The sequence below is a fragment of the Synergistetes bacterium HGW-Synergistetes-1 genome (genome assembly GCA_002839185.1).
GTDB lineage: Bacteria > Synergistota > Synergistia > Synergistales > Synergistaceae > Caenicola.
Genome location: PGXO01000007.1, coordinates 53635 through 80123 on the forward strand (window position 1 = coordinate 53635; position 26489 = coordinate 80123).

The 26489-nt window shown below is 47.7% G+C and carries 25 protein-coding genes, 1 tRNA gene and 2 riboswitches; of the genes, 3 read left to right on the top strand and 23 right to left on the bottom strand.

Features of this window, described 5'->3' with window-relative positions; all coding sequences use genetic code 11:
- Positions 1-15: 15 nt before the first annotated feature.
- A complete protein-coding gene (locus tag CVV54_07375; protein ID PKL04124.1) occupies positions 16-2841 on the bottom strand; it encodes an aldehyde oxidoreductase in 2826 nt (941 codons plus the stop codon).
- 156 nt (positions 2842-2997) lie between these two features.
- Positions 2998-3159: riboswitch (molybdenum cofactor riboswitch) on the bottom strand.
- A 204-nt stretch (positions 3160-3363) separates the two neighbouring features.
- Between CVV54_07375 and CVV54_07380 the strand changes: the two genes are divergently transcribed.
- Positions 3364-4119: a branched-chain amino acid ABC transporter permease gene (locus CVV54_07380; GenBank protein PKL04125.1), complete on the top strand. Its 756-nt coding sequence runs from the start codon at positions 3364-3366 to the stop codon at positions 4117-4119.
- The gene (locus tag CVV54_07385; protein PKL04126.1) at positions 3999-4427 is read left to right on the top strand and encodes a hypothetical protein; all 429 of its coding nucleotides are present in this window, start codon (positions 3999-4001) and stop codon (positions 4425-4427) included. Before CVV54_07380 ends, CVV54_07385 begins: the two co-directional genes overlap by 121 nt.
- Before the next feature lie 98 nt (positions 4428-4525).
- On the opposite strand, the gene CVV54_07390 is transcribed toward CVV54_07385, so the two are convergent.
- Positions 4526-5221, bottom strand: coding sequence for a hypothetical protein (locus tag CVV54_07390; protein ID PKL04127.1), 696 nt, complete (start codon positions 5219-5221; stop codon positions 4526-4528).
- Between the two features lie 114 nt (positions 5222-5335).
- Positions 5336-5456: riboswitch (molybdenum cofactor riboswitch) on the bottom strand.
- A gap of 158 nt (positions 5457-5614) precedes the next feature.
- Here CVV54_07390 and CVV54_07395 point away from each other — a divergent pair.
- Positions 5615-6376: an SAM-dependent methyltransferase gene (locus CVV54_07395; protein ID PKL04128.1), complete on the top strand. Its 762-nt coding sequence runs from the start codon at positions 5615-5617 to the stop codon at positions 6374-6376.
- Between the two features lie 100 nt (positions 6377-6476).
- Here the strand turns inward: CVV54_07395 and CVV54_07400 are convergent, their stop codons facing one another.
- From CVV54_07400 to CVV54_07500, 21 genes are all read right to left on the bottom strand, one after another.
- Complete coding sequence (locus CVV54_07400) at positions 6477-6815, bottom strand: hypothetical protein (protein PKL04129.1); 339 nt, start codon at positions 6813-6815, stop codon at positions 6477-6479.
- Entirely contained in the window at positions 6815-7411 is a 597-nt protein-coding gene (locus CVV54_07405) for a hypothetical protein (protein ID PKL04175.1), read from the bottom strand. The genes CVV54_07400 and CVV54_07405 overlap by 1 nt, the downstream gene beginning before the upstream one ends.
- Before the next feature lie 132 nt (positions 7412-7543).
- Positions 7544-8047: a heptaprenyl diphosphate synthase gene (locus CVV54_07410; GenBank protein PKL04130.1), complete on the bottom strand. Its 504-nt coding sequence runs from the start codon at positions 8045-8047 to the stop codon at positions 7544-7546.
- Positions 8047-8430 carry a NusG domain II-containing protein gene (locus CVV54_07415; GenBank protein PKL04131.1) on the bottom strand — a complete coding sequence of 128 codons (384 nt, stop codon included), beginning with the start codon at positions 8428-8430 and terminating at the stop codon, positions 8047-8049. The genes CVV54_07410 and CVV54_07415 overlap by 1 nt, the downstream gene beginning before the upstream one ends.
- On the bottom strand, positions 8430-9521 hold the full coding sequence (locus CVV54_07420) for a thiamine biosynthesis protein ApbE (GenBank protein ID PKL04132.1): 1092 nt from the start codon (positions 9519-9521) through the stop codon (positions 8430-8432). Before CVV54_07420 ends, CVV54_07415 begins: the two co-directional genes overlap by 1 nt.
- 150 nt (positions 9522-9671) lie before the next feature.
- Entirely contained in the window at positions 9672-10424 is a 753-nt protein-coding gene (locus CVV54_07425; GenBank protein ID PKL04133.1) for a hypothetical protein, read from the bottom strand.
- A gap of 116 nt (positions 10425-10540) precedes the next feature.
- Positions 10541-11269: a hypothetical protein gene (locus CVV54_07430; protein ID PKL04134.1), complete on the bottom strand. Its 729-nt coding sequence runs from the start codon at positions 11267-11269 to the stop codon at positions 10541-10543.
- A gap of 32 nt (positions 11270-11301) precedes the next feature.
- Positions 11302-12111, bottom strand: a complete 810-nt coding sequence (locus CVV54_07435) for a hypothetical protein (GenBank protein ID PKL04135.1) — start codon at positions 12109-12111, stop codon at positions 11302-11304.
- A gap of 82 nt (positions 12112-12193) precedes the next feature.
- Positions 12194-13114: a phosphate butyryltransferase gene (gene ptb, locus CVV54_07440; GenBank protein PKL04136.1), complete on the bottom strand. Its 921-nt coding sequence runs from the start codon at positions 13112-13114 to the stop codon at positions 12194-12196.
- A gap of 235 nt (positions 13115-13349) precedes the next feature.
- The gene (locus CVV54_07445; GenBank protein PKL04137.1) at positions 13350-14978 is read right to left on the bottom strand and encodes a hydroxylamine reductase; all 1629 of its coding nucleotides are present in this window, start codon (positions 14976-14978) and stop codon (positions 13350-13352) included.
- A gap of 41 nt (positions 14979-15019) precedes the next feature.
- On the bottom strand, positions 15020-16210 hold the full coding sequence (locus tag CVV54_07450) for an MBL fold hydrolase (protein ID PKL04138.1): 1191 nt from the start codon (positions 16208-16210) through the stop codon (positions 15020-15022).
- Between the two features lie 583 nt (positions 16211-16793).
- Positions 16794-16870 (bottom strand) — tRNA-Arg (locus tag CVV54_07455).
- Between the two features lie 170 nt (positions 16871-17040).
- Positions 17041-18162, bottom strand: a complete 1122-nt coding sequence (locus CVV54_07460) for an aminotransferase (GenBank protein ID PKL04139.1) — start codon at positions 18160-18162, stop codon at positions 17041-17043.
- 100 nt (positions 18163-18262) lie between these two features.
- Positions 18263-19069, bottom strand: a complete 807-nt coding sequence (locus CVV54_07465; protein ID PKL04140.1) for a hypothetical protein — start codon at positions 19067-19069, stop codon at positions 18263-18265.
- Between the two features lie 30 nt (positions 19070-19099).
- On the bottom strand, positions 19100-20068 hold the full coding sequence (locus tag CVV54_07470; protein ID PKL04141.1) for a hypothetical protein: 969 nt from the start codon (positions 20066-20068) through the stop codon (positions 19100-19102).
- Positions 20068-20712 carry a hypothetical protein gene (locus CVV54_07475; protein PKL04142.1) on the bottom strand — a complete coding sequence of 215 codons (645 nt, stop codon included), beginning with the start codon at positions 20710-20712 and terminating at the stop codon, positions 20068-20070. Before CVV54_07475 ends, CVV54_07470 begins: the two co-directional genes overlap by 1 nt.
- Positions 20713-20792: 80 nt before the next feature.
- Positions 20793-21464, bottom strand: coding sequence for a histidine phosphatase family protein (locus CVV54_07480; GenBank protein ID PKL04143.1), 672 nt, complete (start codon positions 21462-21464; stop codon positions 20793-20795).
- A 74-nt stretch (positions 21465-21538) separates the two neighbouring features.
- Positions 21539-21916, bottom strand: a complete 378-nt coding sequence (locus CVV54_07485; protein PKL04144.1) for a cupin domain-containing protein — start codon at positions 21914-21916, stop codon at positions 21539-21541.
- Between the two features lie 163 nt (positions 21917-22079).
- Positions 22080-22721 (bottom strand): hypothetical protein, encoded by a 642-nt coding sequence (locus CVV54_07490; GenBank protein ID PKL04145.1) that lies wholly within the window; start codon positions 22719-22721, stop codon positions 22080-22082.
- A gap of 199 nt (positions 22722-22920) precedes the next feature.
- Positions 22921-24666, bottom strand: coding sequence for a ferredoxin (locus tag CVV54_07495; GenBank protein PKL04146.1), 1746 nt, complete (start codon positions 24664-24666; stop codon positions 22921-22923).
- A gap of 25 nt (positions 24667-24691) precedes the next feature.
- Positions 24692-26482, bottom strand: a complete 1791-nt coding sequence (locus CVV54_07500) for an NADH-quinone oxidoreductase subunit NuoF (protein ID PKL04147.1) — start codon at positions 26480-26482, stop codon at positions 24692-24694.
- Positions 26483-26489 lie beyond the last annotated feature (7 nt).

Sequence of the window (26489 nt, forward strand, 5' to 3'; positions counted from 1 at the left end):
TTATTAGGAAAGGATTTACGCTTTTTCTTTAAGACCTGCCAGTATCTTGTCGGGTGTTGCCGGTATTGTCTTGATCCTGACTCCGCAGGCGTTCTTTATCGCATTACAGACAGAGATGTGCGGTGCAGCAAGGGGCATTTCGCCTGTTCCTGACGCACCGAAGGGTCCGAGCGGGCGCGGAGTCTCAACATGTATAAGCTTGATGTCATCGGGGACATCCTTGATGTAAGGCAGACCCATCGTCACAAAGTTGTTGTACTTGCTCTCATCGAGGAAGTCCTCTGTAAGCGCCAGCCCTATGCCCTGGGCTATGCCGCCGTATTGCTGTCCATCGACGACAAGGTAGTTGTTGATAACGCCAACATCACCAACCAGAACAAATTTTTCACAATGCGCTTTGCCTGTTTCCATATTTACAGAAACCATGGCAAGATTGACGGCAAACATATGGAAGCCAAACGGTTTTCCAAGGCCGGTATCTTTGTCGTTGCCGGAACAGACTTCAATGCTTCCGTCTGCATTCTGCACACATGCCTGCGTATAGCCTTCGTATAAGACAGGGATATTTTCGGCGATCATTTCGTCATAGGTACGGTATGTCCCGTCCGGCTTGCGCATTGCTTCAAGCAGCTTTTTACAGCTATCGACTATCGCGTTGCCTACCATTACCTGTGAACGGCTTGCGGCCGCTGCTCCGCTGTTGGGGGCCTTGGCTGTATCGCTCAGGACCATTTTTATCTGTGTTGGGTGCAGGTTCAATGGTTTAAGAGCTTCATGTGCCGTACCCAGGCAGCCGATGTCGGCTCCCTGCCCGTGGTCTTCCCATGTGTTGTAGACAATGACTCCGTCCTTGGTAAGTTCAATGTTGCTCGCAGCGTCATCCGCTCCATCGTCGTTGGAGTTATAGATACCTATCGAGACTCCGACGCCAAATTTGACTTTGTCGGTGGTCTTTGCGGCAGCTTCCTTTTTCATCTCTTCATAATAAGGACGTGCCTTTTTCATCATCTCAGGAAGCGGAAATACTTCAGGAGCATAACCTGACGGCATGACACCAAGCGGGTTCGTTGTGAACGGTTCCCACTGAAGAAGGTTCATCTCCCTGAAATCAAAGGGATCTATCCCGCATTTTTCCGCCAGCATATCCATAGCAGTTTCGCATCCCCAGTATGTCTGAGGGGCTCCATATGCCCGGAAGGCGGCGCTCCAGCGATGGTTGCTGAAGCATGTGTATCCTGTTGCCCTCATGTTGGCGTATGCGTAAGGGGAGAAGAAGAACTGTCCGCCCTTGTTTGTGAGGTCATTGGATGATTCGCTGTATGGGCCGTGGTCGACCCACCATGTCTGTTCGGCTCCTATAAGCCTGCCGCTCTTGTCCGCACCGACCCGGATATGCATAAGGAACGGGGATCTCTTTGGAGTACGGATGTTATGTTCCTTCATATTGATCCGCATATAGACAGGACGCTGACATGCAACTAGGGCTATCGCAAGGTAGGGCTCATTTGTCGGCGCAACTTTGTAACCAAAAGAAGCACCCATGTTGTTCTGGATGACCCTTATCTTTGAAGGAGCAACGCCCACTCCGCGCGCTATCATCATCTGGTGCCTGTAGACACAGATGGATTTTGTTGCCAGTGTGACGCGGTCTTCTTCATCGTAATAGGCATATCCGCAGTCAGTCTCAAGTACCATGTGCGGCTGGCGTGAACTGTAGAATTCGTCCTCCACTATGTAGGGAGCTTTATCAAGATCTTCCTTCGGGTCTGCACCTTTTGTGAAGATGCGTTTGTTGAAGGCATTGGGCATTCCGTCTATACCTTCGATCTCATCGTAAACTTTTACTGCATCTGCAGCCTTGGCCTGATATATGTCAATAAGCTCAGGCAGCGGTTCGTAGTCTACCTTGATCTTATCGGAGGCGGCACGGGCATTAGCTTCAGTGTCCGCACAGACTATAGCGATACATTCGCCCCACTGGCGTATCTTATCGCCTTCTTCGACCATGATTCGGCGTTCCCATCCATCCGTCGTGACAGATGGGCATCCTACCTGCCCTCTGATCCTGTTGGTACCCTTGTTGGCTTTGATATCTTTGTAGGTCACGACCTTGTAAACTCCGGGCATCTTCTCTGCTTCTGAAGTGTCGATCTTATTGACCTTGGCGTGGCGTACGCCTTCAAGCGCAAATGGATATGCAAAGAGGAACTCTTCCGGAAGTTTCAGCCTGTCGTCATCGCCAAAATCCCAAAGTCCTGTCGCCTTGTAGACCGCGCTGGGACGTGGGTATTTTGAGTTCCACAGCGAGTCACCGGGTTTGTACATCTTTGCCAGGTCCTCTATCTTCTCTTCCCCTCTAAGTATCGCAGCCGCTTTCATAACAGCGTCCACAACCTGAACATATCCGGTGCAGCGGCAGGCCATCCAATGCTTGCTGTACCACTCGCGGACTTCTTCCCTTGTCGGGCTTGGGTTGCTGTCAAGAAGAGCCTTGCCTGCGGTAATAAATCCGGGCGTGCAGAATCCGCACTGGATAGCCCCGCAAACTATAAAGGCCCACTGAAGAGCATGGAGGTTTTCGGGGGTCCCGATACCTTCAATTGTCGTGACCTCAGAATATTCAGGAACGTTCTTCCATTTCGTGATGCATGAGCGAACGACCTTTCCATTGAGGATCACGTTGCAGACTCCGCACTGTCCGTGATCGCAGCCTCGCTTGGTACCTGTCATCTTTAGCTGGTCGCGGATAACTGTGAGCAGTGATGTCTCCGGTTTGCCTATGATCCTCCTTGGCACCCCGTTGATGGTAAGGTTCTTCACATGATAGTTTACTTCTGTCACTTGTTACATCTCCTCTCTCCGTTGCCGGAACTGAATTCAAAACCAGATCTACATATCAAAGCGGGATCTTTCCATGACGCCGCATGAAAACAACTGCAGATAATTTTGAAAAGGGAGGAGATGGGAAGTCATTAAGCATACCGGAAGGCATACTTCGATCCACCTTGGTGACCCCTTTCCAAAAAAGACGGATACCGTCTGCGGGAGGCCTCATAGTTTCCCATGAGACCCTCAGGACCGTTTATGCTGAAGTCGGTCCGCTGGTTTGCACCCATGGATAAATATCTTTAGGGAGACAAACTCGGGGAATAGATGCAACTTAGTTGCATACATATGGTATGTATTCTATTGTGAGGATACACTCATCTGAATTGCGCGACAACTTTAAGGGCAAATAAGGAAAGTTCTGGTCTGTTATGCTCTTTATTTTGTTGCTAAAGTTTTCTCAAAGCACAAATTTGACATTAACTTGATATCTGTCATACAATTCGTTTCTGGGATTTTAGGAATGGAGACAGCCCTATGGATGCAGCAAAAGAAATAACAAACGTAAATGAAACACCGGTAGCCAAGGGGTTCGCGTACGGGCTCAGGACGGGGACTCCTATTGCTCTAGGATATATCCCCAGCGCTCTTGCATGCGGCATCCTTTGCAAGACTGCCGGGCTAACGGCGTTGGAAAGCCTGTTTATGTCTCTTATAGTCTTTGCGGGAGCAAGTCAGTTCGTAGCTCTTAATCTCATAATGATAGGTTCCGCCATTCCCGAAATAGTTCTGGCTACAGCAGTTCTCAACATGAGACATGTTATGATGTCCTCCTCAATTGCGAGACGGCTTGTTCCGGGTATCGGAGCACTCAAAAAATCCTGGATATGCTTTGAGCTTACGGACGAAAGCTTCAGCATAGCTTCAATGCAGAAGGAACCGCTTCTTGCGCCTGAATTCATGTTCGGCCTGAATATTGTGGGCCATTGTACATGGGTCATCGGGACGGTCCTTGGTTTCTACGGAACTTCTGTGCTGCCTCAGAACGTACAGGACAGTATGGGAATAGCGCTTTACGCGCTATTTATAGGGCTGTTGCTGCCTTCGGTGAGGAAGAGCAGATCCGCCCTGATCGTCGCAGCTGCTGGTATGGGGCTTAGCGCATTGATAAAATGGACACCCTGTTTTGCGGATATGAACAGAGGGATAGCAATTATGACTGCCACCGGGCTTGCTGCTCTCCTTGGAGCTGTCGTCTTCCCGCTGGAGAAGAAGAAGGAGGAGGTGCGCTGATGACAAAAATAATGATCCTTTCTGTCCTCATGATGTGCGTTACTGCTCCCTCAAGGATACTTCCGGTTTTTTTCCTTGGAGAGAGGAAGCTTCCTCCCTTTGTTGAGTCACTGCTGCATTACATCCCCTATGCAGTGCTAGGGGCTCTTATATTCCCTGACGTCCTAACGGCAACAGGCAGCCTATACAGCTCGGCGGCGGGAGCCATCACTGCGATAATTCTTGGCTGGTACGGCAGAGGCATCCTTGTCGTACTGGTCGGAGGGATACTCGCTACCTACATCTCCGGATATTTTTTCGGAATGTAGTCGATAGAAAAACATAGCGGTCGTAACTGTTTATCAGTTCCGACCGCATTTAATTTTTCGGCATCATGATCCGCTTTGTCGTTATTCTATCCGGACCGTTATATCAATGCCATCCTGTATCGCTTCTCAGGTCTTCCGACCTTTCTGTATGCATACTCTACTACTACTCTTTCATTCATCGTCAGGAATTCAAGATATCTTCTTGCTGTTGACCTTGAAATGCCCAGTACATCTCCAACTTCCTGCGCGGAGAAAGTGTCGTTGTTGTCTTTCAGAAAATTTTCTACCTCATTGAGGCATTTGAGCTGCAGCCCTTTGGGGATGGCCCGGTTATTCGCCCACGAGGGATCCCTCGTCCGCAGAGAGATCAGTGTGTCAAGGTCTTCCTGCTGCCAAGGCCTCGTTCTGCCGGTAAGGCTCTGATGATATATGTGGTAGTTTCGGAGGGCAAGCCTCAGTCTCTCAAAAGAGAAAGGCTTTATAAGGTATTCAAAGACCCCCTGGCATAGAGCCTTTCTTACAAGGTTCGGATCCTCGCCTGAAGAGGCTACTATGTAGTCAGTCTTCGGAAATTCCTTACGAAGTTCTTCAAGCCCGTCGAGGGCATTAAAATCCTTAAGGTAAAGATCCAAAAGGACCAGATCAGCTTCAACACATCTCATCGAATCAAACATCTGCGTACCGCTGGAGACACATTTGAGTACGGTGAAAGCTTGCTCGGAAGCTATAAGATCTGAATACAACTTCTGAAGCAACGGGTCTGCTTCGGCTATCAGAACTTTTAAAATTCGCAAATCATGTTCCTCCTCTTGTTAAGGAATTCAGAGACAGCACCTAAAACCGTAGATCATACGTTTATCGGGCACTAGGAAGAGGACAAGACATAAGGGAATCTTAAGACAGATCCCCTGAAGTTTGCAGCTCCCCCTTTCCAAGTGCGGGAGGCGCTTCCGTTTCCGGAAACACCCATTGGTCTCTTGCCATTGGAAAAGATCCTTTAGGCAATTTGACTCGGGGTCATACAAAAACATCGACAGCACTAGACTACATCAAGAGGACTCATTCCGTCAAGAAACAGGGGTAAATTGAAGGGTTTATTAAAAACAGCCTTTTTAAGCATCTCAAAGAGTGCATTTTTATCCTCTCTCCAATATAATAAGATCACAAGAACAAAAGGAGGCTTTCCGATGTCAAATCAATGCTGGGGCCCCGAAGATTACAAAAAAGGGGCAGATTTTGTTCCTCTCTTTGGAAGACCGGTTATCGAGCTGCTTGACCCAAAAAAGGAAGAAAAGATCCTTGACCTCGGATGCGGAGACGGCGCTCTGACCAAAGAACTGGCTGACATGGGATGTGATGTTCTCGGTGTCGACTCAAGCCACGAAATGGTAGAAGCCGCAAGATCTCTCGGATTGAAGGCTGAAGTTATTGACGGAGAGCATCTGCATTTCAAGGAAGAGTTCGATGCTGTGATGAGCAACGCAGCCCTTCATTGGATGAATGACCAGTATGCTGTAGTGAGGGGCGTATGGAGAGCTCTCAAACCCGGCGGACGCTTTGCTGCAGAGTGCGGGGGCGAAGGCTGTATCAGGGTGCTCCGGGAAGGAATGAAAATAGCTTTGATTAAGCGCGGGATCGACTACAGGGCCCGGAATCCCTGGAAGTTTCCTGAACTGGGAGAGTTTTCAAAAATCTTGGACAACCAGGGCTTCAAGGTCGCCTACATTGCCAGGATAGACAGGCCCACGCCTCTCAAAAACGGTCTCCGATGCTGGCTCGAGGTATTCGCCAACCGCCACACTGAGGGTTTTTCACAAGAAGAAAAGGAACTCTTTTACAAGGAGGTCGAAGATTACTGCCAACCTCTGCTATACACAGAAGAAAACGGGTGGGTCGCTGACTACGTCAGGCTGCGATTCCTGGCACTAAAACCACAGGTATCGGAATAACTGGATATCGACATGATAAGGAGGGCTCTCATTATTGAGGAGAGCCCTCCTTCCTTATTGTTTTTTTATAAGACAAGATAACGCCAGAAACTTTATAGTCTTACCTGCTTCTTATCCTTTCCAGGTTGTTTTTATATTCAGGAACAGCCTCCCATATTATGTCACCAAGATCGCATGGGAACTCTTCGCAGAAGCCGCAGTGAGGGATCCCTCTGTCAAGAGCACACATTCTGACCCTGCAATCGCTGCATGCCATGCTCTTTGCTCCGGGTCCGGTGCATCCTGTACACTTCATCTTTGATGGCAGTATGAATGAGTTTCCGCTCCGGCCTTCTTCAGCGTCAGCCAGCTTAGAAAGCGTCTCAATATCGTTCCTCTCAGTTGCCCTTAGCGCTTCGCACGAGCCGCAGTCCATGCCGCAGCAGCCTGTCATCTCCATCAGAATATTTCAGAAGAGGGGGATCCTGCGTTTACGATCCCGCTGTTTATAGTTTTACAGCCAATATTTTCCAGTTCGGAAGAAAGCAGTTTCAGTCCCTCTTGTACCGTTTTCCACTCGGTATCGAACGCCTGATCTACAAGAAAGAGTGCTTTTTTTGTACTTTCGGAGAGGGAAGCATCCCTTGTGTCGCGATGGTTCCAGAGCCAGCAGCAGACTTTTTCATCGTCAGCATAAAGAATGTTTTTAGGGGATACATCGATAACGCTGTCTCCCGCACCAAGCGGATAGAACTTTTCACCTTCGCGGCCGTAACGAAGCACCAGATCACCCTTGAGTTTAGCGGTATCATGAGCTCCCATCGGAAGGAGGTTGACCGCCGAAACACAGTCGTAGCAGTCTACCACGTTCGACACGCTCCATATATCGCCCTTGAACGTCCTGCGAAGCAGGGCTTCGAGCGATGACCTGTACTTACTCGGTTTTACACCCATCTTCGAGTATACTTCGCGCCAGCCTGCTACGTCAGGGTGGAGCATCATAGTATCCTGAGATATCCCGATGTCCTTTAGCCTTTCTATGAGGCCCTTCTTCATGTTTTCGACATATTCATTTGAAGGCTCGACTTTGACTTCAGCCAGCAACCAGCCAATCTTGGCATCCGGGAAAACTTCAAATATCCTCTTTTCGATCTCTAATTTCACAGTACGGTGATCCTCCTTTTGTTGTCAGGAATTTATATCTGTCAGTGATCCGACTCTTTTGCACAGAAGAAGAGCAAGCCAGCCAACCGCCCATCCTGCCGCTGTACCCGCAGCCAAAAGCGGCACTATGTAGAGAAGCACCCTGATATCATTCACTACAAGGGCAACAACTGAAACCTGTGCCACATTGAAGGCCCAGGCACCCGCGATACTTATCCATGGCAGGCTGAAGTCATCCCTGAATTTTAAGTATATAAAGGACATGACCGATGCCGACATCAGACCTCCAGCCAGGCTGCAAAGGAGTGCGAACCAATTTCCTGTCATTACCCAGGCAAGGAATACCCTGATAAGGGTAACGGCAAAAGCCTCTTTTACGCCTAAAAGGACCAGCGCCAAAAGGGAGAAGACATTCGCAGCGCCAAGCTTTATTCCCGGAAGCGGCATAGGAAGACTTCCCTCGAACATGTTGAAGACCAAGGCAAATGCAGCAAGCGAACCCGTTATGATAATGTTTTTTAGCTTCATCAGTAGGTCACTCCGTCGACTTCGGATTCTCCTGTAAGTCTGATCACCAACCTATGGGGCAGACATACAGCAGAATCTCCCGGCTTTTTCAGCCATCCCCGCTTAACACAGTCCCTGTCCGGACAGTTTGCCTCAATAACGATTATCCTGCCATCCTCAGTCCTCAACCTGTTGTAACCGCCCTTGTACTCTATAATAAAATCCTTGGCTTGGTCCCCCTTTTTGAGCAATACTCTCTGTAAAAGCTTACCATCCTGTATTATTTCCACATTCATTACATCAGGTGCTGCAGTCATAAATCTGATGCCCCACACAATACTTGAAGCCACAAGTATCACCATAAGGATCTTCAGCATGCCCCTGTCTCCGCGCTTCATTCCCATCACCGGGCCGCCGGCTCTATTTTCATATCAGGATCTTTCAGTATAAAGGCTTCACTGAGACCTTTAGTCACACATACTTTAGTTCCTTCAGGTTTTTTTGTTACGAGGACCGCTTCAATATTTTTCAATTCCCTCAATAGAGCGATACCCCTTTCAAAACCCATAACAAAGAGTGCAGTACTAAGTGCATCTGCATCCGTCGATTCTTCGCTTATTATAGTCACAGAGGCCAGGTCTGACTGAGCTGGATACCCGGTTGCCGGGTTGAAAATATGGTGATATCTAACTCCGCCGGATTCAAAATATCTCTCATATGGTCCTGATGTCACAACAGAAACATCCGACACTTCCGCAATGCCGAAATATTCTCCTCTGGGCATGAATGGATGCTGGAGCCCAAGCTTCCACTTTCCAGGTTTCGGAGAGCTCCCCAAAACTGCTATGTTCCCTCCGAGGTCAATAAGGGCTGACGAGACACCCTCGTTTATAAGCAGGTCCCTTACTTTATCTGTCACATATCCCTTTGCTATTCCCCCGAGATCTATCCTCTGTCCTTTTGCCGTTTGTACGAAAGTCCCTTCCGCTTTATGCACAACAAAGACTTTTCTGAAATTTGTGAGTTCCACAGCTTGCTTCAGCTGTTCAGGACTAGGTATGGCTGCACTCTCAGTTCCAATGCCCCAGAGCTTGACGATTTTTCCGACAGTGGGGTCAAAGGCTCCCTCTGTCCGTTCTGACCATCCAAGCGCCCTTTCCAGAAGAAAGCCTGTCTCTTCTGATACTTTGACCGGATATTTTCCTGATGCTCTGTTCACAAGTGATATGTCCGATGAGGGGATGTTGACCGACAGAAGATTTTCAAGCCTTTCTATTTCTTTCATCGACAAGTCGAGAGCATCGTTCAGCTTTTCACTGTCATCCCCATATAGAGTGATCCTCACGATAGTACCCAGGCGGTATGATTCCCTCTGGGCCTTTATTGGAGTTCGCCAGCCTGTAATGCCCACATACAGGGAAATGAAGAACATAACTGTTACTGCGGCAACTGCAAGATAAACTATGGATCTTGAGGGATTAACTTTAATGTTCATCGCTTTCTGTCTGCCGCCTCCTGACTTTTTCTGATTGGTAGTGTTATATGCATGCCTGTTTATTATAGCAAGATGAGGCCGGAGGGATGCTTCCGCCCCGGCCTCACTTTTTATACTCTAAGAAGATCTTCGTTTTTTAGCTTTGGAGAGTTATTTTTTCCTGGGATCCTTGTATTCCCACCCGCCGGTAGCTTCGAACTCTGCAACCAATGTGACTTTTTCTCCCCTGTAGAGGATACCCCTGATCTCGACTCCGTACTTCGCTCCGCTTGCAAGCCCGTCGATCAGCAGTTCTATTTCATCGTTGTCATACTTTTTGACACGGACCGGATAGGTCTTTCCGTCCTTGTCGGCTACCATAATTTTTTCCTTGCCGTCCCATGTTATCTCATTATCGTGCCCCACTGCATCATCTATGTCTATTTCGAGCTCGTTCCCATTTTTGAACTCCATCTCTCCGACATAAAGCGTCGTTTTCCCTATCGGATCGCTGCTCCCCGGTACAACCGGTCCATCATATTCCGCTTTCCATTGGGGGGACGCGACGAAATAGCTTGTGACCCTTATCTTACTGTGCCTGCCGTAGTTTACATTATCTACCGAAAAAGAATACCTTCCATCCAGCAGGAACTCAGGGACCGTCAGAAAGAAGGTGTCATCGTCATGTTTCCTCAGTTCTGCCTTGACTTCTCGGCCTGAAGCATCCCTTACGGATACTGTCTCCTGTTTTGTCCAAACTATCTGTGCGTCTTTATCTGTCTTGTCTTCAAGGTCGATTTCAACAATACCGCCTTCCCTGAACTTTACCTCCTCAACGTATACATTCTGGGAGGCCAGCACAGAACCAGTCGTAATAAATATTAGACATATACAAACCATCAAAGCTGACATCTGTTTAAACATGACTTGTCACTCCTCCAAGGATCATCACATAGGTAAATATTGATGTAATTTTAACAGTTTGACAAGAAAATGAACACAAAATTCTTGGTGTATGAGGAGAGCTTAGAGAATAGGAGCTATCTTCTGTAAGGTTTATTTGGCAGAGCCCCGTATTCGGGAAGGTATTTCATTGGATCAAGGGCTGTGCCTTTTGCATTGCGGACTTCGAAATGGAGATGGTTTGTCGTTGCTCTCCCTGTCCTGCCGACAGCAGCTATCACGTCTCCCTGTTTCACCCTCTGCCCCACCTTTACGTTCATTGTCGAGCAGTGTGAGTAAAGCGTCCAAAGCTGATCCGAGTGATTTATTATTATGACTCTTCCATAGCCTCTGAAACCCTTTCCCCCCTTTGAGACTACCTCAACGATTCCGTCAAGGACGGCATGGACCGGAGTGCCTTTTGGAGCAACGATGTCTATGCCAAGGTGTTTCCGCCTGCCTTTTGACCTTGTCCTGCTGAAGAGGCTGGAAAGTTCCCCTGATTTCAGGGGCCACTTCATGTCGCTGATGAGAAGAGGTGCGCCTCCGCTGATCATCTCTTCCTCGTCCCATTCAATGTCGCCGGGCGAGCCCAGTTTTCTGTATGCTGTTTCGAGGGGATCTTCCTGAAGGGCCTGATAATCTATCTCTTCTGCGTACAAGTTAGCGGGAGTAAGAAGTATAGAAAGAAGTATGAAACATAAAACATACACTCCTCCGATCCTAAGACCGAACAAGTTTATAAAAGCGCAGTATTTCTGTTTTGTGCTATTTGAAAGGCGATCGTTCGCCTCAGTAATGCGATCCATCAAAGACCTCCCCGTCATTACAGGAACGGTCAGATCATTTTATCACAGAGCTAAGCCCAGGTCTTGGCTATTTGGTCGACCATCTCTTTCATTATCTTCGGGTCGGCCTTGCCGTATCTGCTGCGGAAAGAATGGTCCGCCCCCTCAATAATGAAAAAATGTTTCTCTCTATCCGGCAGGCTTACTTCCCTTAGCACTCCAAGACAGCTTTCCTCGGAAAAGATCTCATCGCAGCTGCCTCTGAAGGATATCAGCCCTCTGGCACTAACATTCGAGAGCATGTCCGCCGTTATCTCTGAGCGGAGAGTTGAAAGGACAGGAAGGGACATCATCCGCGCCTCTACATCTTCGTAGGCAACAAGTCCCGTTCCGCTGAGTATCACCCTTTCCGGAACCTGAGAACCGTCCTTTATACGGCAGTTGATATTATCGGCCGCAGCAGAAAGGGCGATGATCCCGCCAAGTGAAAAACCCCATATCCAGAGCGGTTTTCCCGGCGTTGCTGTTCTGATGTCACATATTGCGTTAAAGACATCCCGCTGCTCCTGCGCAAAAGTCTTTTCTGAAAAGGCTTTTTTGATCCACTGGGATACGTCATTTAAAAAGTCCTGGCGGTTTCTGATCCTTCGGCTCGTCTCCACCAGCCATGGAGTGTATCCCTTCTCTGAAAGCAGCTCGGAAAGGAACCGGAATTTATTGTGTTCTCCCATATTGGCACTGCTATGCACTCCGTGGAGCAGAACTATCTGGATCCCGTTCGGTATTTTCGGAGTGCATGAAGCGATCCTGACCTCCTTGTCACCGAAGGTCCCGGAAGTCACATATTCTTGTATATTTGAATATTCCAGTCTCTTTTCCATTCTATTCTTCCTGACCTAAACTAAAAGAGGGCGGAATACCGCCCTCTTTGCATTTTTTGTTATATGAGAAAGTTTCGATCTTTTACTTTCCCTGGTGGGCTGCAAGGGCGACAGCTGAAGCGATCGAAAGGAGTTTTGTTTCTGCTGAGTCCGCTCGGCTGGTCAAAACTACCGGTGCTGCTGCTCCGAGGACGATGCCTGCTGTTTTATTCTCTGAGAAATAGACGATCGCTTTTGCAAGCATATTTCCTGAATCTATATTGGGAACGTGCAGTATGTCTGCATATCCGGCAACATCAGACTTGATTCCCTTGTGATGCGCTGATTCCGGGGATACCGCATTATCGAGGGCGAGGGGTCCGTCGATGATGCATCCCTTGATCTGACCCCGGCGGCTCATCTGCGTAAGGAGCGCTGCATCAATCGTCGGAGGCATATCGGGGTTGACAACTTCCACCGCTGCAAGTGCTGCGACCTTCGGGCAGCTTACACCGAAAGCGTGGGCAAGTTCAACTACGTTCTTGATTATGTCGATCTTTATCTTGAGGTCGGGATACATGTTGAACGCGGGGTCGGAAATGAAGAAGATCCTGTCGTATCCTTTTATCTCATGGATGTATACGTGAGATAGGGTCTTGCCTGTACGAAGCCCTTTTTCCTTATTGAGTATCCCTCTAAGGAAGTTGGCGGTCGCAACCATGCCCTTCATGACTATCTGTGCCTGTCCGCTCGATACCAGTTCAACAGCCTTAAGTGCTGAGGCTGCTTCCCCGCCCTTTTCATCGACTACTTCGTAGTTGGAGAGATCGATGCCGAGTTTGTCTGCAACTTCTTTGATCTTGTCCGAGTTGCCTACGAGAAATGCTTCGGCAACACCGGCCTTGCGTGCGTTTTCTACCGCTTCCATTACCTCTGAATCTTCGGCGCATGCAACGCTTATCTTCTTGGGGCCTACTTCCTTTGCATACTCAAGTAGTGCACCTAGTGTACGAATCTGTTCCATTTCAGAAATGACCTCCCAGGGATGTATTGTCACAGGCTTACCGCCTGCATTTTACAAAAGCACGTGAATTATTATACATGCATATCCAAGCGACGTACAACTGCAGGCTAGTTACAGAATTTTGCGAATATATAAGGTTTTTAAGATAATTCTTGATATCTGAACATTGGCAGGAATAAAAAACGTGTGGTACGAGCAACGTACCACACGTTATTACATATATATTTTCTTTTGCTTATGCCATGAACATGGCTATGTCATCATCGACACTGCCTACTCCCGCAATTCCAAACTTCTCCACAATGACCTTCTCCACATTGGGCGAGAGGAAACCGGGTAGAGTCGGACCAAGGTGGATATTCTTGACACCGAGATAGAGAAGGGCCAGAAGTACGATAACGGCCTTTTGCTCATACCATGCGATGTTGTAGGCTATCGGGAGCTTGTTGACATCGTCAAGGCCGAAAACTTCCTTGAGCTTAAGGGCTATCACCGCGAGCGAGTAGGAGTCATTGCACTGTCCTGCGTCAAGGACTCTGGGTATGCCTCCGATGTCTCCTAGATCCAGCTTGTTGTAGCGATACTTCGCACATCCCGCTGTAAGTATGATCGTATCCTTGGGAAGTTTCTTCGCAAATTCCGTGTAGTATTCCCTGGACTTCATGCGTCCGTCGCAGCCTGCCATTACAAAGAATTTTTTGACAGCTCCCGACTTGACCGCATCGACAACCTTATCGGCAAGAGCAAGGACCTGATTATGGGCAAAGCCTCCCACTATCGTTCCTGTTTCTATCTCTTCCGGTGCCGGGAATTTCTTCGCCATTTCAATGACTGCAGAGAAATCCTTCTTTCCCGCTGGATCAGGTACTATGTGGGCACATCCGGGGAATCCGGCTGAACCGGTCGTGAATATGCGCTGCCGAACCTCTTCGCTCTTAGGCGGGACTATACAGTTCGTAGTAAAGAGGATAGGGCCTTTGAAAGTCTCAAACTCTCCGACCTGCTTCCACCATGAACCGCCATAGTTGCCTGCAAAGTTGTCATACTTTTTGAATGCGGGGTAATAGTGGGCAGGGAGCATCTCGCCGTGGGTGTAGACATCCACTCCCGTTCCCTTAGTCTGGTCAAGGAGCTGCTCAAGATCGGTAAGGTCATGTCCTGAAATAAGGATGGCCGGGTTTTTCCTCACACCAATGTTGACCTTCGTGATCTCAGGGTTACCGTACTTTGAAGTATTGGCCCCGTCAAGAAGAGCCATCGCCTTTACTCCGTACTCACCTGTTCTGAGTGTGAGGGCGACGAGGTCATCCGCTCCAAGGCTGTTGTCCAGCAAAGACGCCATAGCCTCATACATGAACTTGTAAAGGTCAACATCTTCCTTGCCAAGGTTGAGCGCATGTTCTGCATAGGCAGCCATGCCCTTCAGGCCATAAGTTATCATTTCCCTCAGGGAGCGGACATCTTCGTTCTCTGTTGCAAGAACTCCGACTGACGCTGCCTTCTCAAGCATCAAATCCCTGCCTTCGGCCTTAAAGAGGGCGGCATCATGAAGTCCCGCCGCGTGAGCTTTGGCTTTTAGGCCTTCCCTGACTGAGATCATCTTTGTGATCTGCTTCTGGATAGCGTCGGCATCAAAGTTTGCATTTGTGATCGTCATGAAGAGGCTTCTCAGTACTTCATGGTTCACCTCGGGGATCCCGGAGGCTTCAATTTTACCCTTTACTACAACATCCGAGATGCCTTTAACTGTGTAAATAAGAAGATCCTGGAGCTTTGCCACTTGCTCTTCTTTTCCGCATACGCCTTTTACTGTACAGCCCTTGTTCATTGCAGTTTCCTGACACTGAAAACAGAACATGCTCATATGACACTCCTCCTTTATATTGCTGATTTTTGTTGTATTTTCTATGCTTTTGCTATTTTCATCCCGTAATTGACTGCATCTTCCTTAGCTTTTTCGGTCGGATTCCAGGCGTTCCGAAGCCCCTCTTCGTCTATAAGTTCAAACCCTGCGCTCTTCATGGAGTCTGATATTACCTTAGGTCCTTCTCCGCTCCAGCCGTAACACCCAAAGGCCGCAGCCTTTTTATTTTTGAATTTAAGTCCCTTCATCAGATGCATGAACCCCGCCACTGAATGAAGTACGCTGTTTCCGACAGTGGGTGAGCCAACCACTACTGTTTTGGACTTGAAGACTTCTGTGATGACGTCATTATCATCGTTCTTTGCAAGGTTGAACAGCTTGACGGTAACGTCTTTGTCTGCCAGGCCGATCCCCTCTGCGATCCTCTCCGCAAGCTCTCTGGTCCCGTTCCACATAGTGTCATAGATGACCGAGATCTGGTTCTCCTTATAGTCTTCGGCCCATTTTAAATATTTTTCAACTATCTGCACTGGATTATCCCGCCAGATAACTCCATGGCTAGTCGCAATAATATCGATCTGAAGGTTCAGAGAAAGGACCTCTGCGAGTTTCTTTCTGAGTATCGCGCTGAACGGGGTAATTATGTTGGCATAGTATTTGATGCATTCGTTGAAAAGTTCGCACTGATCGACCAAATCATTGAAGAGCTTCTCTGTCGCATAGTGCTGGCCAAATGCATCGTTGCTGAAAAGTATATTGTCCTGCGTAAGGTATGCCGCCATGCTGTCAGGCCAATGCAGCATTGACATCTCTACAAAGATGAGTTCCTTGCCGTTTCCAACATCCAGTTTATCTCCGGTCTTTACCACGTGAAAGTCCCAGTCCTGATGATACTGTCCCTTAAGTGACTTGACGGCATTTGCCGTGCAGTAGATCGGTTTGTCCGGGATCAGCTTCATAAGTGCGGGAAGCGATCCGCTGTGGTCGACCTCACCGTGGTTGATAATGATATAGTCGATCTTGTTGAGGTCGATCTCCTTTTTCAGGTTTTCTACAAACTCATCTGCAAAGGGCATCCAAACGGTATCAATCAGGACCGTCTTCTCCTCCTCTATAAGATATGAGTTGTAAGTCGATCCCTTGTGCGTCGAGTAATCGTCCCCATGGAACTTAAGTAATTCCCAATCGACCTTCCCTACCCATGAAACGTTGTTTTTTATCAATTTCTTCAACCGCTCTCACACCTTTCCGGAAGTTATAAAAATCCATCATACAGGGTATACCGACACCCTTCACATTAAAAAATATCAAATCATCAGAGGGGGCGCATCCGTACAAACCGCATATGGATCAAATATTGTTTAGTCCACTTTATAGTTTTCTGATTTTTTGATCTGGATAGTTTTATCCGAAGGTCTTGTCTTTCTGACTTATCACCCTTTCTTTCTGCAGGACCGCTTTGACTAAAAGCCGGGATATATTTCTCCTTTGATTTTGTCGTAATTAAGGAGTTTTAAATACCTTAATTATTCAGATAAGCATTTTACTTTACAATAATAGCATATAAATACTGCAATAAAACTATAAAAAGACTTCCTTAATATTTTTAACAATCTTTTTTATCAAGATGCCGCTTATTTTAACTGCCAAAGATCCAAATATCTGAAATGCAACTCATCCACACCTGTGTAAAGGATTTCGGCCCACAAAAGAAGAACGTTACCAATAAATTGCCCTTCCTGAAGGGCTGGCAAATAACGAGACAGGCCCCCGAGTAATCTCGGGGGCCTGTAAACCGTGGTATCACCAATTTTATGGCGGGCTCGGCCGGAGTCGAACCGGCGACCTACGGCTTAGGAGGCCGTCGCTCTATCCTACTGAGCTACGAGTCCGCACCGCAAAAGGTAGTCTATCATGTAACATCAGGTTAATGCAACTATTTTTATGACCCAAATATTGGATATTTACACCTTTTAGCACATATCTTTCAGTGATAACTGTCTGCTGCGGCTATTTATGGACTCTGTCTGCACCTAATAACGGTCATGACATCCCAATCTCATCACCTTAAGGATGCGAGATATCCTCCAAGCTTGTCAAGTCCATTTTGAAGCAGCGCACTGTCGCCAAAACCAAAACCGAGCCTGAAACACTTTTTCTCTTCAAAACAGTCCCCGTGACAGAGAAGGACTCCTGTCTTTTCGTATATATCCGTGCATAGTTCCACTTCGTCGATATCGTAGTCATAATGGACCAGCATTGTAGTTGTAAAACTCTCTCCGTAAACAGAAAGATGTGGCTGTTTCCTGATCCATTCATCAACGATTTTTTTGTTTGGCCTTACTATCGCGCGTGCTCTCGCTAGCATTTTGTCGCTGTTCTCAAGAGCTATGGCAGAAAGCAGTTCATCGAAGACCCCGTTGCATATCGAGTCGTAGGAACGCCTGTTTTCAAGTATGTCGTATGCTTTTTTGTCACGCGTGACGGCCCAGCCAACCCTTGTACCTGCCATTGAGTAGATCTTGGACATGCTGCTTGTGGCTATGCCCTTTTCATAGAGATCTACTATAGATGGCATGTATTCTTCGGCAAGCCCCCTGTATATCTCGTCACATAGGATATATGAGCCGTTCTTTTCAGCTATGGCTATAATTTTGCACAGCTCATCAGCGTTCATATAGGATCCTGTCGGGTTATTGGGGTTGGTCAGTGTTATCAGTTTTGTTTTGCTGTCTGTCAGAGAGTCGAGTATCTCCGGATCGATCTTGTAGCCATCCTCCTTTTCCAGGTAAAGGGGACGCACTTCGATACCCAGGGCTTCAGGGATCGAATAGTGCTGCTGATAGTTGGGCATTACTGCCACGACATTGTCTCCCTTTTCAAGCATTCCCGTAAGCACCGCTGAGTTTGCCCCTGTACCTCCGTGGAAAGTGAGGACCATTTCGGGTTTTACACATTTGTATGTTGATGCGATCGCATCCAGAAGTCGGGGCAGTCCAAAGAATGCACCGTAGTGAAGGTGGGTCTCAAAGAAATATTTAGTCAGCTCATCTTTGTTTTCTCCGCCCAACGCTGCCAGTTCGTCCAGTGAAATAGCCTTCACGCAGCTAGCGCCCAGGTTGTATTTGCAGTGTGCATCGCGGGGGTTCAGCCATTTTTCAACTTTAAAATCTTTGATCGGCAAAACTGTTTCCTCCTTTTGCTGTCAAAGGCAATCATCAACACCGCCTCTGGGTAAGCAAGTCTTATTCGGGTCAGGGAATTGCCTTTGCAGTGCTATCTCTTTAGAGCTGGATCTCTATGGTTTTCTGCTCCCCTTTTCGGGATACAGTGATCTTTACTTTTGCTTTTATGTCCGCTCGGCTCTTAAGATATGAATCAACACGCGCGATATCGAAATTTTTAGTGTCATAGGTGTCGATCATGACAAGCGTGTCTCCCGGCAAAACTCCTGCGTAGAAAACGGCTGTTCCTTTTAAGACATCTTTGATAAGAAGTCTCCCCTGAGGATCCCTGGAGAATTCCTCAAGCCCAAAACCAAGATAACTTTTCGAAGGAGGAAGGGGCTCGGGTTCTTTATAGTATGCGCTCGACTCCTCTGAGACCGAATAATCGGGAGCAGTTACCCTCACTGAAATTTTTTTGCTCTCCTGACGGATCGTGTATTCTAGTCTGATGTTCTCTTCAAATCCACTGACCTTGAGTACAGCTACTCCATTTCTGTCATCAAGGAAAGTCTTTTTTCCTTCGCCTTCCCAGGATTTCACCAGCAATTCTACTGCGCCGGAAACGCCCCTCTCAAAAATAAGGTCAACAGCGTGTTCCATCTCTTTTCTTGAACTTTCCTTCGCGTGTTCCCTTATCTCCCTGACTTTCTGTTCATATGCTGCCTGTTGTTTTGCTGCCTCTGCATCATTGTTGCTGTTTCCGGCAGCTAGAGTCCCAAGAAGAACTGCCAGGCCCGTGGCGTCTACCCAGACCTCAGTATGGCTCGAACTATAACTGTGATGTTCGGTATAAGCATATGCTGTCTGAATAGGGGCGATCAATAAAATCAGAAAAAGTGCTGTGACCCTTATGTATTTTTTCATCTGGATCTTTTCCTCCTGATCTCTTTCGTCTTATCTCGCTGTTTTGAATGTTTCAGCTGTACTCTGGAACAAATCGAGGTTTTCCGGGATGGCGGATTTTGCTATGCCAACCATAACGTGGCTGTTCTTGCCGTCAAAAAGCATCGTTTGGTATATCAGCTTCGTTTGTTCCCCGACAGTATAACCAACTATCTCAATGCCGGTGAGCCCGCCGATCATTACCGCTTTTTCAGAAATTATGTCGACCTTTTCTCCTTTTTCTATCGTTTGAAGTTTTTCCTTTGCAAAACCAAGCTGTTTATCAGGCGTTACAAAGATATTCGATAGGCGTGATACGACAAAGAGAGAACCGTCATCTTTTTTTGTTGGGAGAAAACCATCCTTTGTATATACCACCGCACCCTCAAGCAGACTGGCCAGCTTGAGGGGAGTCCCGTTTACTTCCACGTTTCCCTGCGGAATTTCTATCGGAAAGGAACTTTTTTCATTTTCCCAGTATGCGCTTTTTATCGTTTTCAGTACAGCCTCTCCGCGACTCTGGTCTCTGGCAGGGTAAAGGCCGTTTATCATCCAACATTCTTCTCCCCTGTCAACGATGAGGGTCCATTTGCCGAGCTGACTGGAGCCTTTTTTCTGGAATATCTTCATCATCATCGCCGATGAACCGTTCCAGATAAATTCATTTTTCATCTTCAGTTCCATACTTGCCTTTTTCAGGTTTTCCTCAGTGAATTCTTCCAGAAGGGCAGAGTATGGCAGGCGTATGACTGAGGACTCCAATGATACTTTTTTTGTTTTATCCACGCATCCTGCCTGCGATTTTACAAAGCTGCAGCCCTCAGGCAAAACCACATATACCGGCATGGCGAAAACTGACCTGTGCAGGGGGTTCTTTTCTGTGTTTATTTCTTTCGGTCCTTCAGCGGCAGCATTTCCCGCGATCAAAAAAAAGAACAGAAGAATGGGCAGGATCCTTGCTCTTTTAAGAAATAACTTCATCACTCAGTTTCAGCATCCCCTGAACCAGGTGCTCGCTTAAAGGTCTCTGCCGCTTCATGCTCCTCGTCTGAAAGAGGATCATCTGGGGTATCTTCAGTGTCAGGCCGGATCGGTTCGTCCTGTGTGATGCCCGGTATCTGAGGCAGGCCCGGTGCTATTTTTTTCAGCAGATCCCTGAAAAATCCCTTTACCTTGCCTGAGGAAAGATTTTCTGTAAGGGCATCAGCGCTCTGTATGGCGCTCTCGGTGCCTATTGCTCTCAGTTCTTCCACTTCTTTTTCTGCGGCACCGTAATCCTTTGCCCTTATGTAGAGAAGGCCGAGCTTATATCTTGCATCTACGTTATCGGGCTCGAGTATCACAAGTTTTTCATAATACTGCGCCGCAGTCTCGTAGTCTTCCATCCCAAGATTGGCCTCAGCAAGCCCCTTTAAGACCCTGGATTCCGGTCTGAGACTAAACTTTTCAGCTTTCCTGAAGAGCTCTGCCGAGCCATAAAAATCTCCTGAACGGAGAAGAGACTCTGCTTTTAATATATTCCTCTCCCGTAGAGTCGCAACAGCAAGAAGAGCCGTCGCGGAAAGAAGTATTATCACCAGCATTACGACAATACCGGAAAAAAAACCTCCTCTTTGCCTATTCATACTTTGTTCCTCCAATCGATTCAAAGATCGGCTGCTATAGACCCATTAATGGACCATTGCGCAGCATTTTTAGATCGTTCTCAGGACAGGCTCGAACTCCAGTTGTATTTTATCAGTTTCATCAGTTCACCGGTACGTTCTATCAAATGTATTCCGCAGAAATCCATCGGGTAGAAAAAAATGTCATTCAGCTTAAAACCGAAATAATTGCACATCAGTGTCCAGATAACTCCACCGTGTGCAAAGACCAGAATGCTGCCTGAAGGGTTGTCGTCAAGTATATCCTTAAAAGCCGGGACCGTTCGTTTCTGAAGGTCTTTGAAACTCTCTCCTCCCGGCGGGCCGACAGAATCAAAGGATGTTCCCCTCTTTTCGTAGAGTTCGTTCCACGTGGACCTAACCTCGTCGAAACTTCTGCCTTCCCACTCTCCTAGGTGTATCTCGCGAAGTCCTCTTACCTGCCTTACCTCGCAGCTACGTCCTGCCAGGGCTATCTCAGCGGTATCCATTGCTCTCCTGAGATCACTTGAAAAAACAGCCCCTATTTCAAGGTTTTTCAGGGCATTGGACAAATTACTCGCCATAATCATTCCCTCTTCAGAAAGTGGGTAGTCAGTCGATCCGTAATATAGCTTCCCGTTGTGGGGAAGATCCGGCTTAGCGTGGCGTATAAGATATATTTTCTGTTTTTCCGTATTATTCAATAAGCTGCAGCTCCTGACATACTGAGGCCGCCATAGGACGATCCTCATAATAGACTTCCTTATATATACAACTATATTCTAACCCAATAATTTTGAGGGCATTTTGGCACAAATCCAAAGATTCAGATAATCTCTTCGTCTGACTTATCCCATGGCGGTGATACGATACAGAGAAATTCCAGTATTTTATCACTGTCGTTTACCGCATACTGTTCCGCTGAAGGAGGGACCATAACAGCAATTCCTTTTTTAAGAGCTACCGGTGTCCCATTTATAAAAAGAGTACCGCTTCCCTCTATTACCCAATAAACTTCCGAAGACTTCATCATTCTGTGAGGTATGGTGCAGCCATGAGGGAGGATCTCGGCATGGGACAGCGAGAAGCCGCAAAAAGGAAGTTTTTCATTTTTGGGGTGGAGTACTTCAGCAAGGGAACAAAGATCTCCTACAGTAGAATGTTCAAGCTCAGCTGTATTTTTTACCACAATACCCTGTTCCATTTTCAGCCCCCCATTTTTGTAAGTACCATTATACAGAGAGTTTAGGAATTTTATCTGACTCTTTTTCGTCTCCTCCGTGCCTCGTGATTAAAAAAACAGGATCCCAACAAAAGGAATTCCTGCCTTATGCGATAATCTATTTCCCTGGCTCCGGTATTATTAATTACATTTCCATTTTGCTGTAGCCTTTGGGGATCTTGAAGAGGTTTTCATCTACCTTGTTTCCATATTCGATTATCTCCATCAGAGCTTCGTCAGTTTTCCAGTATCTCCATTTGTCTGTGCCTTCCTCGAAGTAATAGGTCTGAGAAATGTCTCCGTTGACTGTGATCTTATCATAGTCATATGTATTGCCCGCTATCTTCTCTTTTCCTGAAGATCTGACCATCTTTACTTTTTCAGCTTCTGACAAATCGTTGCCTTCGTTTATGTTAGGAGCTTGATAGGACTCGCTTGGCATCTTCATGTAAATTTTGTCTTCATGCAGCAGGACCACTGTAGATCTGGCCGCGGTATCGGTAATGGTGCTTATGTGTGTTGAGTCACTTATAACATCCACATAAGTGAATTTGCCTTTCACCGCCATCGTGGTCATACTATCTTCCCTTCCGTCGCCTGTCTCCATCGAGGCCTTGAATTTAAGGAATATTGCCTGTTTTGAAGGATTAAGGTCCCGCTCCCATATTTTCAAGGCTCTTTCTCCTGGCTTGAAGGCTGCATCACTTACTGCCGAGCTCAGCATGCAGATCGCGGCAGCCCCTATGATAAAGACAAGGGTCTTAAAAAAAACATATCTCTTTTTCATAATGATTCCCCCTGATGTTTTTTTGATACTGACTAACATTCTAAAGATTTCTTCATACAAGCACCATTAATTTATCATAAATTCACCCGTAAATAAAAAATTTTTGTCACAAGGGATTGAACATCTATTTAATTACTGAGGGAGAAACCAGAGAGGGGGCCATTCGGCCCCCTCTCTGGTTTACATATTTAAAATTGTCTTAGACTTCTCTTGGCTGAGCTTTATAGTGGGTATGGAGCAAATGGTGTGACTTTTCGCCGAGGGGCTTGCCAAGCCAATTATCGTAAAGGGCAACGATGTCGGGGTTTTTGTGAGACTGGCGGATCATCTTTGACGCATCGACCCTGTAGGTGGCCGCAGTTCTGGCTGCCCTGACTTCAGCATTAACAGGCTGGGGCTGTCCGCCGCCGCCTATGCAGCCTCCGGGACATGCCATGACTTCGATAAAGTGATAATCGGCCTCTCCTGCACGGACCTTGTCCATTAGGATCCTTGCATTTTTGAGTGTATGGGCTACCGCAAGCTTTACAGTGACGTTCTCTCCGTTTATAGGAACATCAACAGTGGCTTCCTTGATGCCTTCCATTCCACGGACCGGCATGAAATTGATCCCGGGAATATCCTTGCCCTCATTGAGTACTGCGTAGACCGTACGCAGCGCTGCTTCCATGACTCCGCCCGTTACGCCAAAGATAACTGCGGCACCGCTCGAAAGGCCAAGAGGACTGTCATATTCTTCTTCCGGCAGGTTTTTGAAATCGATGCCCGCGTTCTTTATCATCCTTCCAAGCTCTCTTGTAGTAATGACCGCGTCAACATCAGGAATGCCGGGATTGCTCTGGAGCTGCGGCCTTACGCGTTCAGCTTTTTTGGCAGTGCAGGGCATTATTGAAACACTGTATATCTTTTCAAGCGGGATACCCTGAGTCTCCGGCCAGTATGTCTTAGTAAGGGCGCCGAACATGCCCTGAGGTGATTTCGCCGTTGAAAGGTGCGGGAGAAGATCGGGGTACTTCATTTCGATGAAATTGATCCACCCCGGTGAGCAGGATGTGATCATCGGCAGCGTTCCCCCGTTTACGACCCTGTCAAGGAACTCGTGTCCCTCTTCCATTATGGTAAGATCTGCGCTGAAATCCGTGTCAAACACCTTGTCAAACCCAAGTTTGCGAAGCGCAGCTACCATTTTGCCGGTGACTATTTCTCCTGCAGGGAGTCCAAGGGCTTCTCCAAGCGCCACTCGTGTCGCAGGTGCTGTCTGGACTATTACATACTTGTTGGGATCTCCAAGTGCGTCAAAGACCTTTTCTGTGTCATCTTTTTCACAGATCGCCGCTGTCGGGCATACAGCGACACACTGACCGCAGTATGTGCAGGTGACCTTGTCGAGACCGTAGCTGAAGGCCGGTTCAACAAGGGTCTTGAATCCGCGGTTCACGAATGCATAGACATCCAGGCCCTGATGTTCGTGGCAGGCCCTGATACATCTGCCGCACAGTATGCATTTCTCTGGGTCGCGTACGATGCTTGGGTTGGATTCGTCTTTCTCAGCGTGGCGCTTTTCTCCTGTATAGGGTATTTCGCGAATACCAAGATCTGCCGCGATGGTCTGGAGTTCGCAGTTATTGTTCTTTTGGCACGTGAGGCATTCCTGGGGATGATTCGCGAGCAGAAGCTCCACGACCGTCTTTCTCGTCTCCCTGACAATTGGAGTGTTCGTATGGACAACCATCCCGTCAGAAACAGGGTACACGCAGGCAGCACCAAGTCCGCGGGCTCCTTCTATTTCGACCACACAGACCCTGCATGCTCCCTCTTTGCTAAGCTCCGAGTGGTAGCAGAGTTGGGGGATATGTATACCTGCAACTTGAGCTGCTTCTATCACTGTATAGCTGCTCGGTACGGATACTGTTTTGTTATCTATAGTTACCTTTACCAGTTCCATCTAATGTCTCTCCTCTCAACCAGAATCAACCGCGGATGATCGCCTTGAACGGGCATTTTTCCATACAGGCTCCGCACTTAATGCACTTCTCGGGATCTATTGTGTGCTTTCCTTTGGGCTCTCCGGATATTGCGTCTACAGGGCATACCTTTTTGCAGAGGCCACAGCCAACACACTTATCAGTGATCTTGTAGCCGATAAGCGCTGTACAAACTCCTGCGGGGCATCTCTTCTCGTATATATGGGCCTCATATTCATCCCTGAAATAACGCAGCGTGGAAAGGATAGGGTTGGGAGCAGTCTGTCCCAGTGCGCATAGAGCTCCTGCCTTGATAGACTTGGCAAGTCTCTCCAGCTTCTCTATGTCGCCCTCTTTTCCTTTTCCATCTGTGATAGCCGTGAGCATTTCTAGCATTCGTTTCGTTCCCTCGCGGCATGGAGTGCATTTACCGCATGATTCGGACTGGGTGAAGTTGAGGAAGAACTTGGCAACATCCACCATGCAGGTATCTTCGTCCATTACGACGAGTCCGCCGGATCCCATCATTGCTCCTGCAGCTATCAGCGAATCATAGTCCACGGGAGTGTCCAGCAGTTCTTCCGGAATACATCCGCCAGAAGGTCCGCCTATCTGGACTGCCTTGAATTTTTTGCCGCCCATGATACCTCCGCCGATATCAAAGATGATCTCGCGCATGGTAATACCCATGGGTACTTCCGCAAGTCCTGTATTGTTGATCTTTCCTGTAAGTGCAAAGACCTTAGTCCCCTTTGATTTCTCTGTGCCGAGCTTCGCATATTCCTCAGCTCCGACTCTGAATATGTATGGAACATTGGCAAAGGTCTCAACGTTATTGATATTGGATGGCTTCTCCCAGAGGCCCTTTACTGCGGGGAATGGGGGACGTGGGCGCGGCATGCCGCGTTTGCCCTCTATTGATGCCATGAGTGCCGTCTCTTCTCCGCATACAAATGCGCCTGCTCCTTCTTTGATGTGGATTGTGAAATTGAAGTCAGTACCAAGGATCTTTTCACCAAGAAGCCCTGCTTCTTCAGCCTGTGCGATGGCCTGCTTCAGGCGTTTGATCGCAAGGGGATATTCAGCGCGGCAATAAATGTAGCCTTCGTCAGCACCTATTGCGTATGCACAGATTGCCATTCCTTCAAGTATCGCGTGCGGGTCGCCCTCAAGAAGCGAGCGGTCCATGAATGCGCCCGGGTCACCTTCGTCAGCATTGCATATTACATATTTTTTCGGACCGGGGGATTTTGCGCAGAACATCCACTTCATTCCTGTGGGGAATCCGCCGCCGCCGCGTCCGCGGAGTCCGGTTTTCTTCATCTCTTCGACAACCTGCCCCGGCGTCATTTCCAAAAGTGCCTTCGCAAGACCTTCATATCCGTCGGCTCCGATGTATTCTTCTATAGAATCGGGATTTATATGTCCGCAGTTCCTGAGAACCAGACGGTGCTGCTTTTTATAAAATGCGATCTCGTCGTAGTTCGGAACCTGTTCGGCTGTAAGAGGTTCCTTGAAGAGCAGACGTGATACTATTCTTCCCTTGAGTATATGCTCTTCGACTATTTCAGCGACATCTTCCGGCTTTACGCGAGTATAGAAAGTCCCCTCCGGATAAATTATCACAAGTGGGCCACCTTCGCAGAATCCGTGACATCCTGTTTCAACAAGGCTTACTTCGTCACGCAGTTTTTTTGCCTTAAGTTCTACTTCAAATTTAGCAAGAACATCCTTAGCACCGGATGCGGTACAGCCTGTACCGGTACAGATCAGTATGTGAGCTCTCACAAGAGCCATCGTAAAT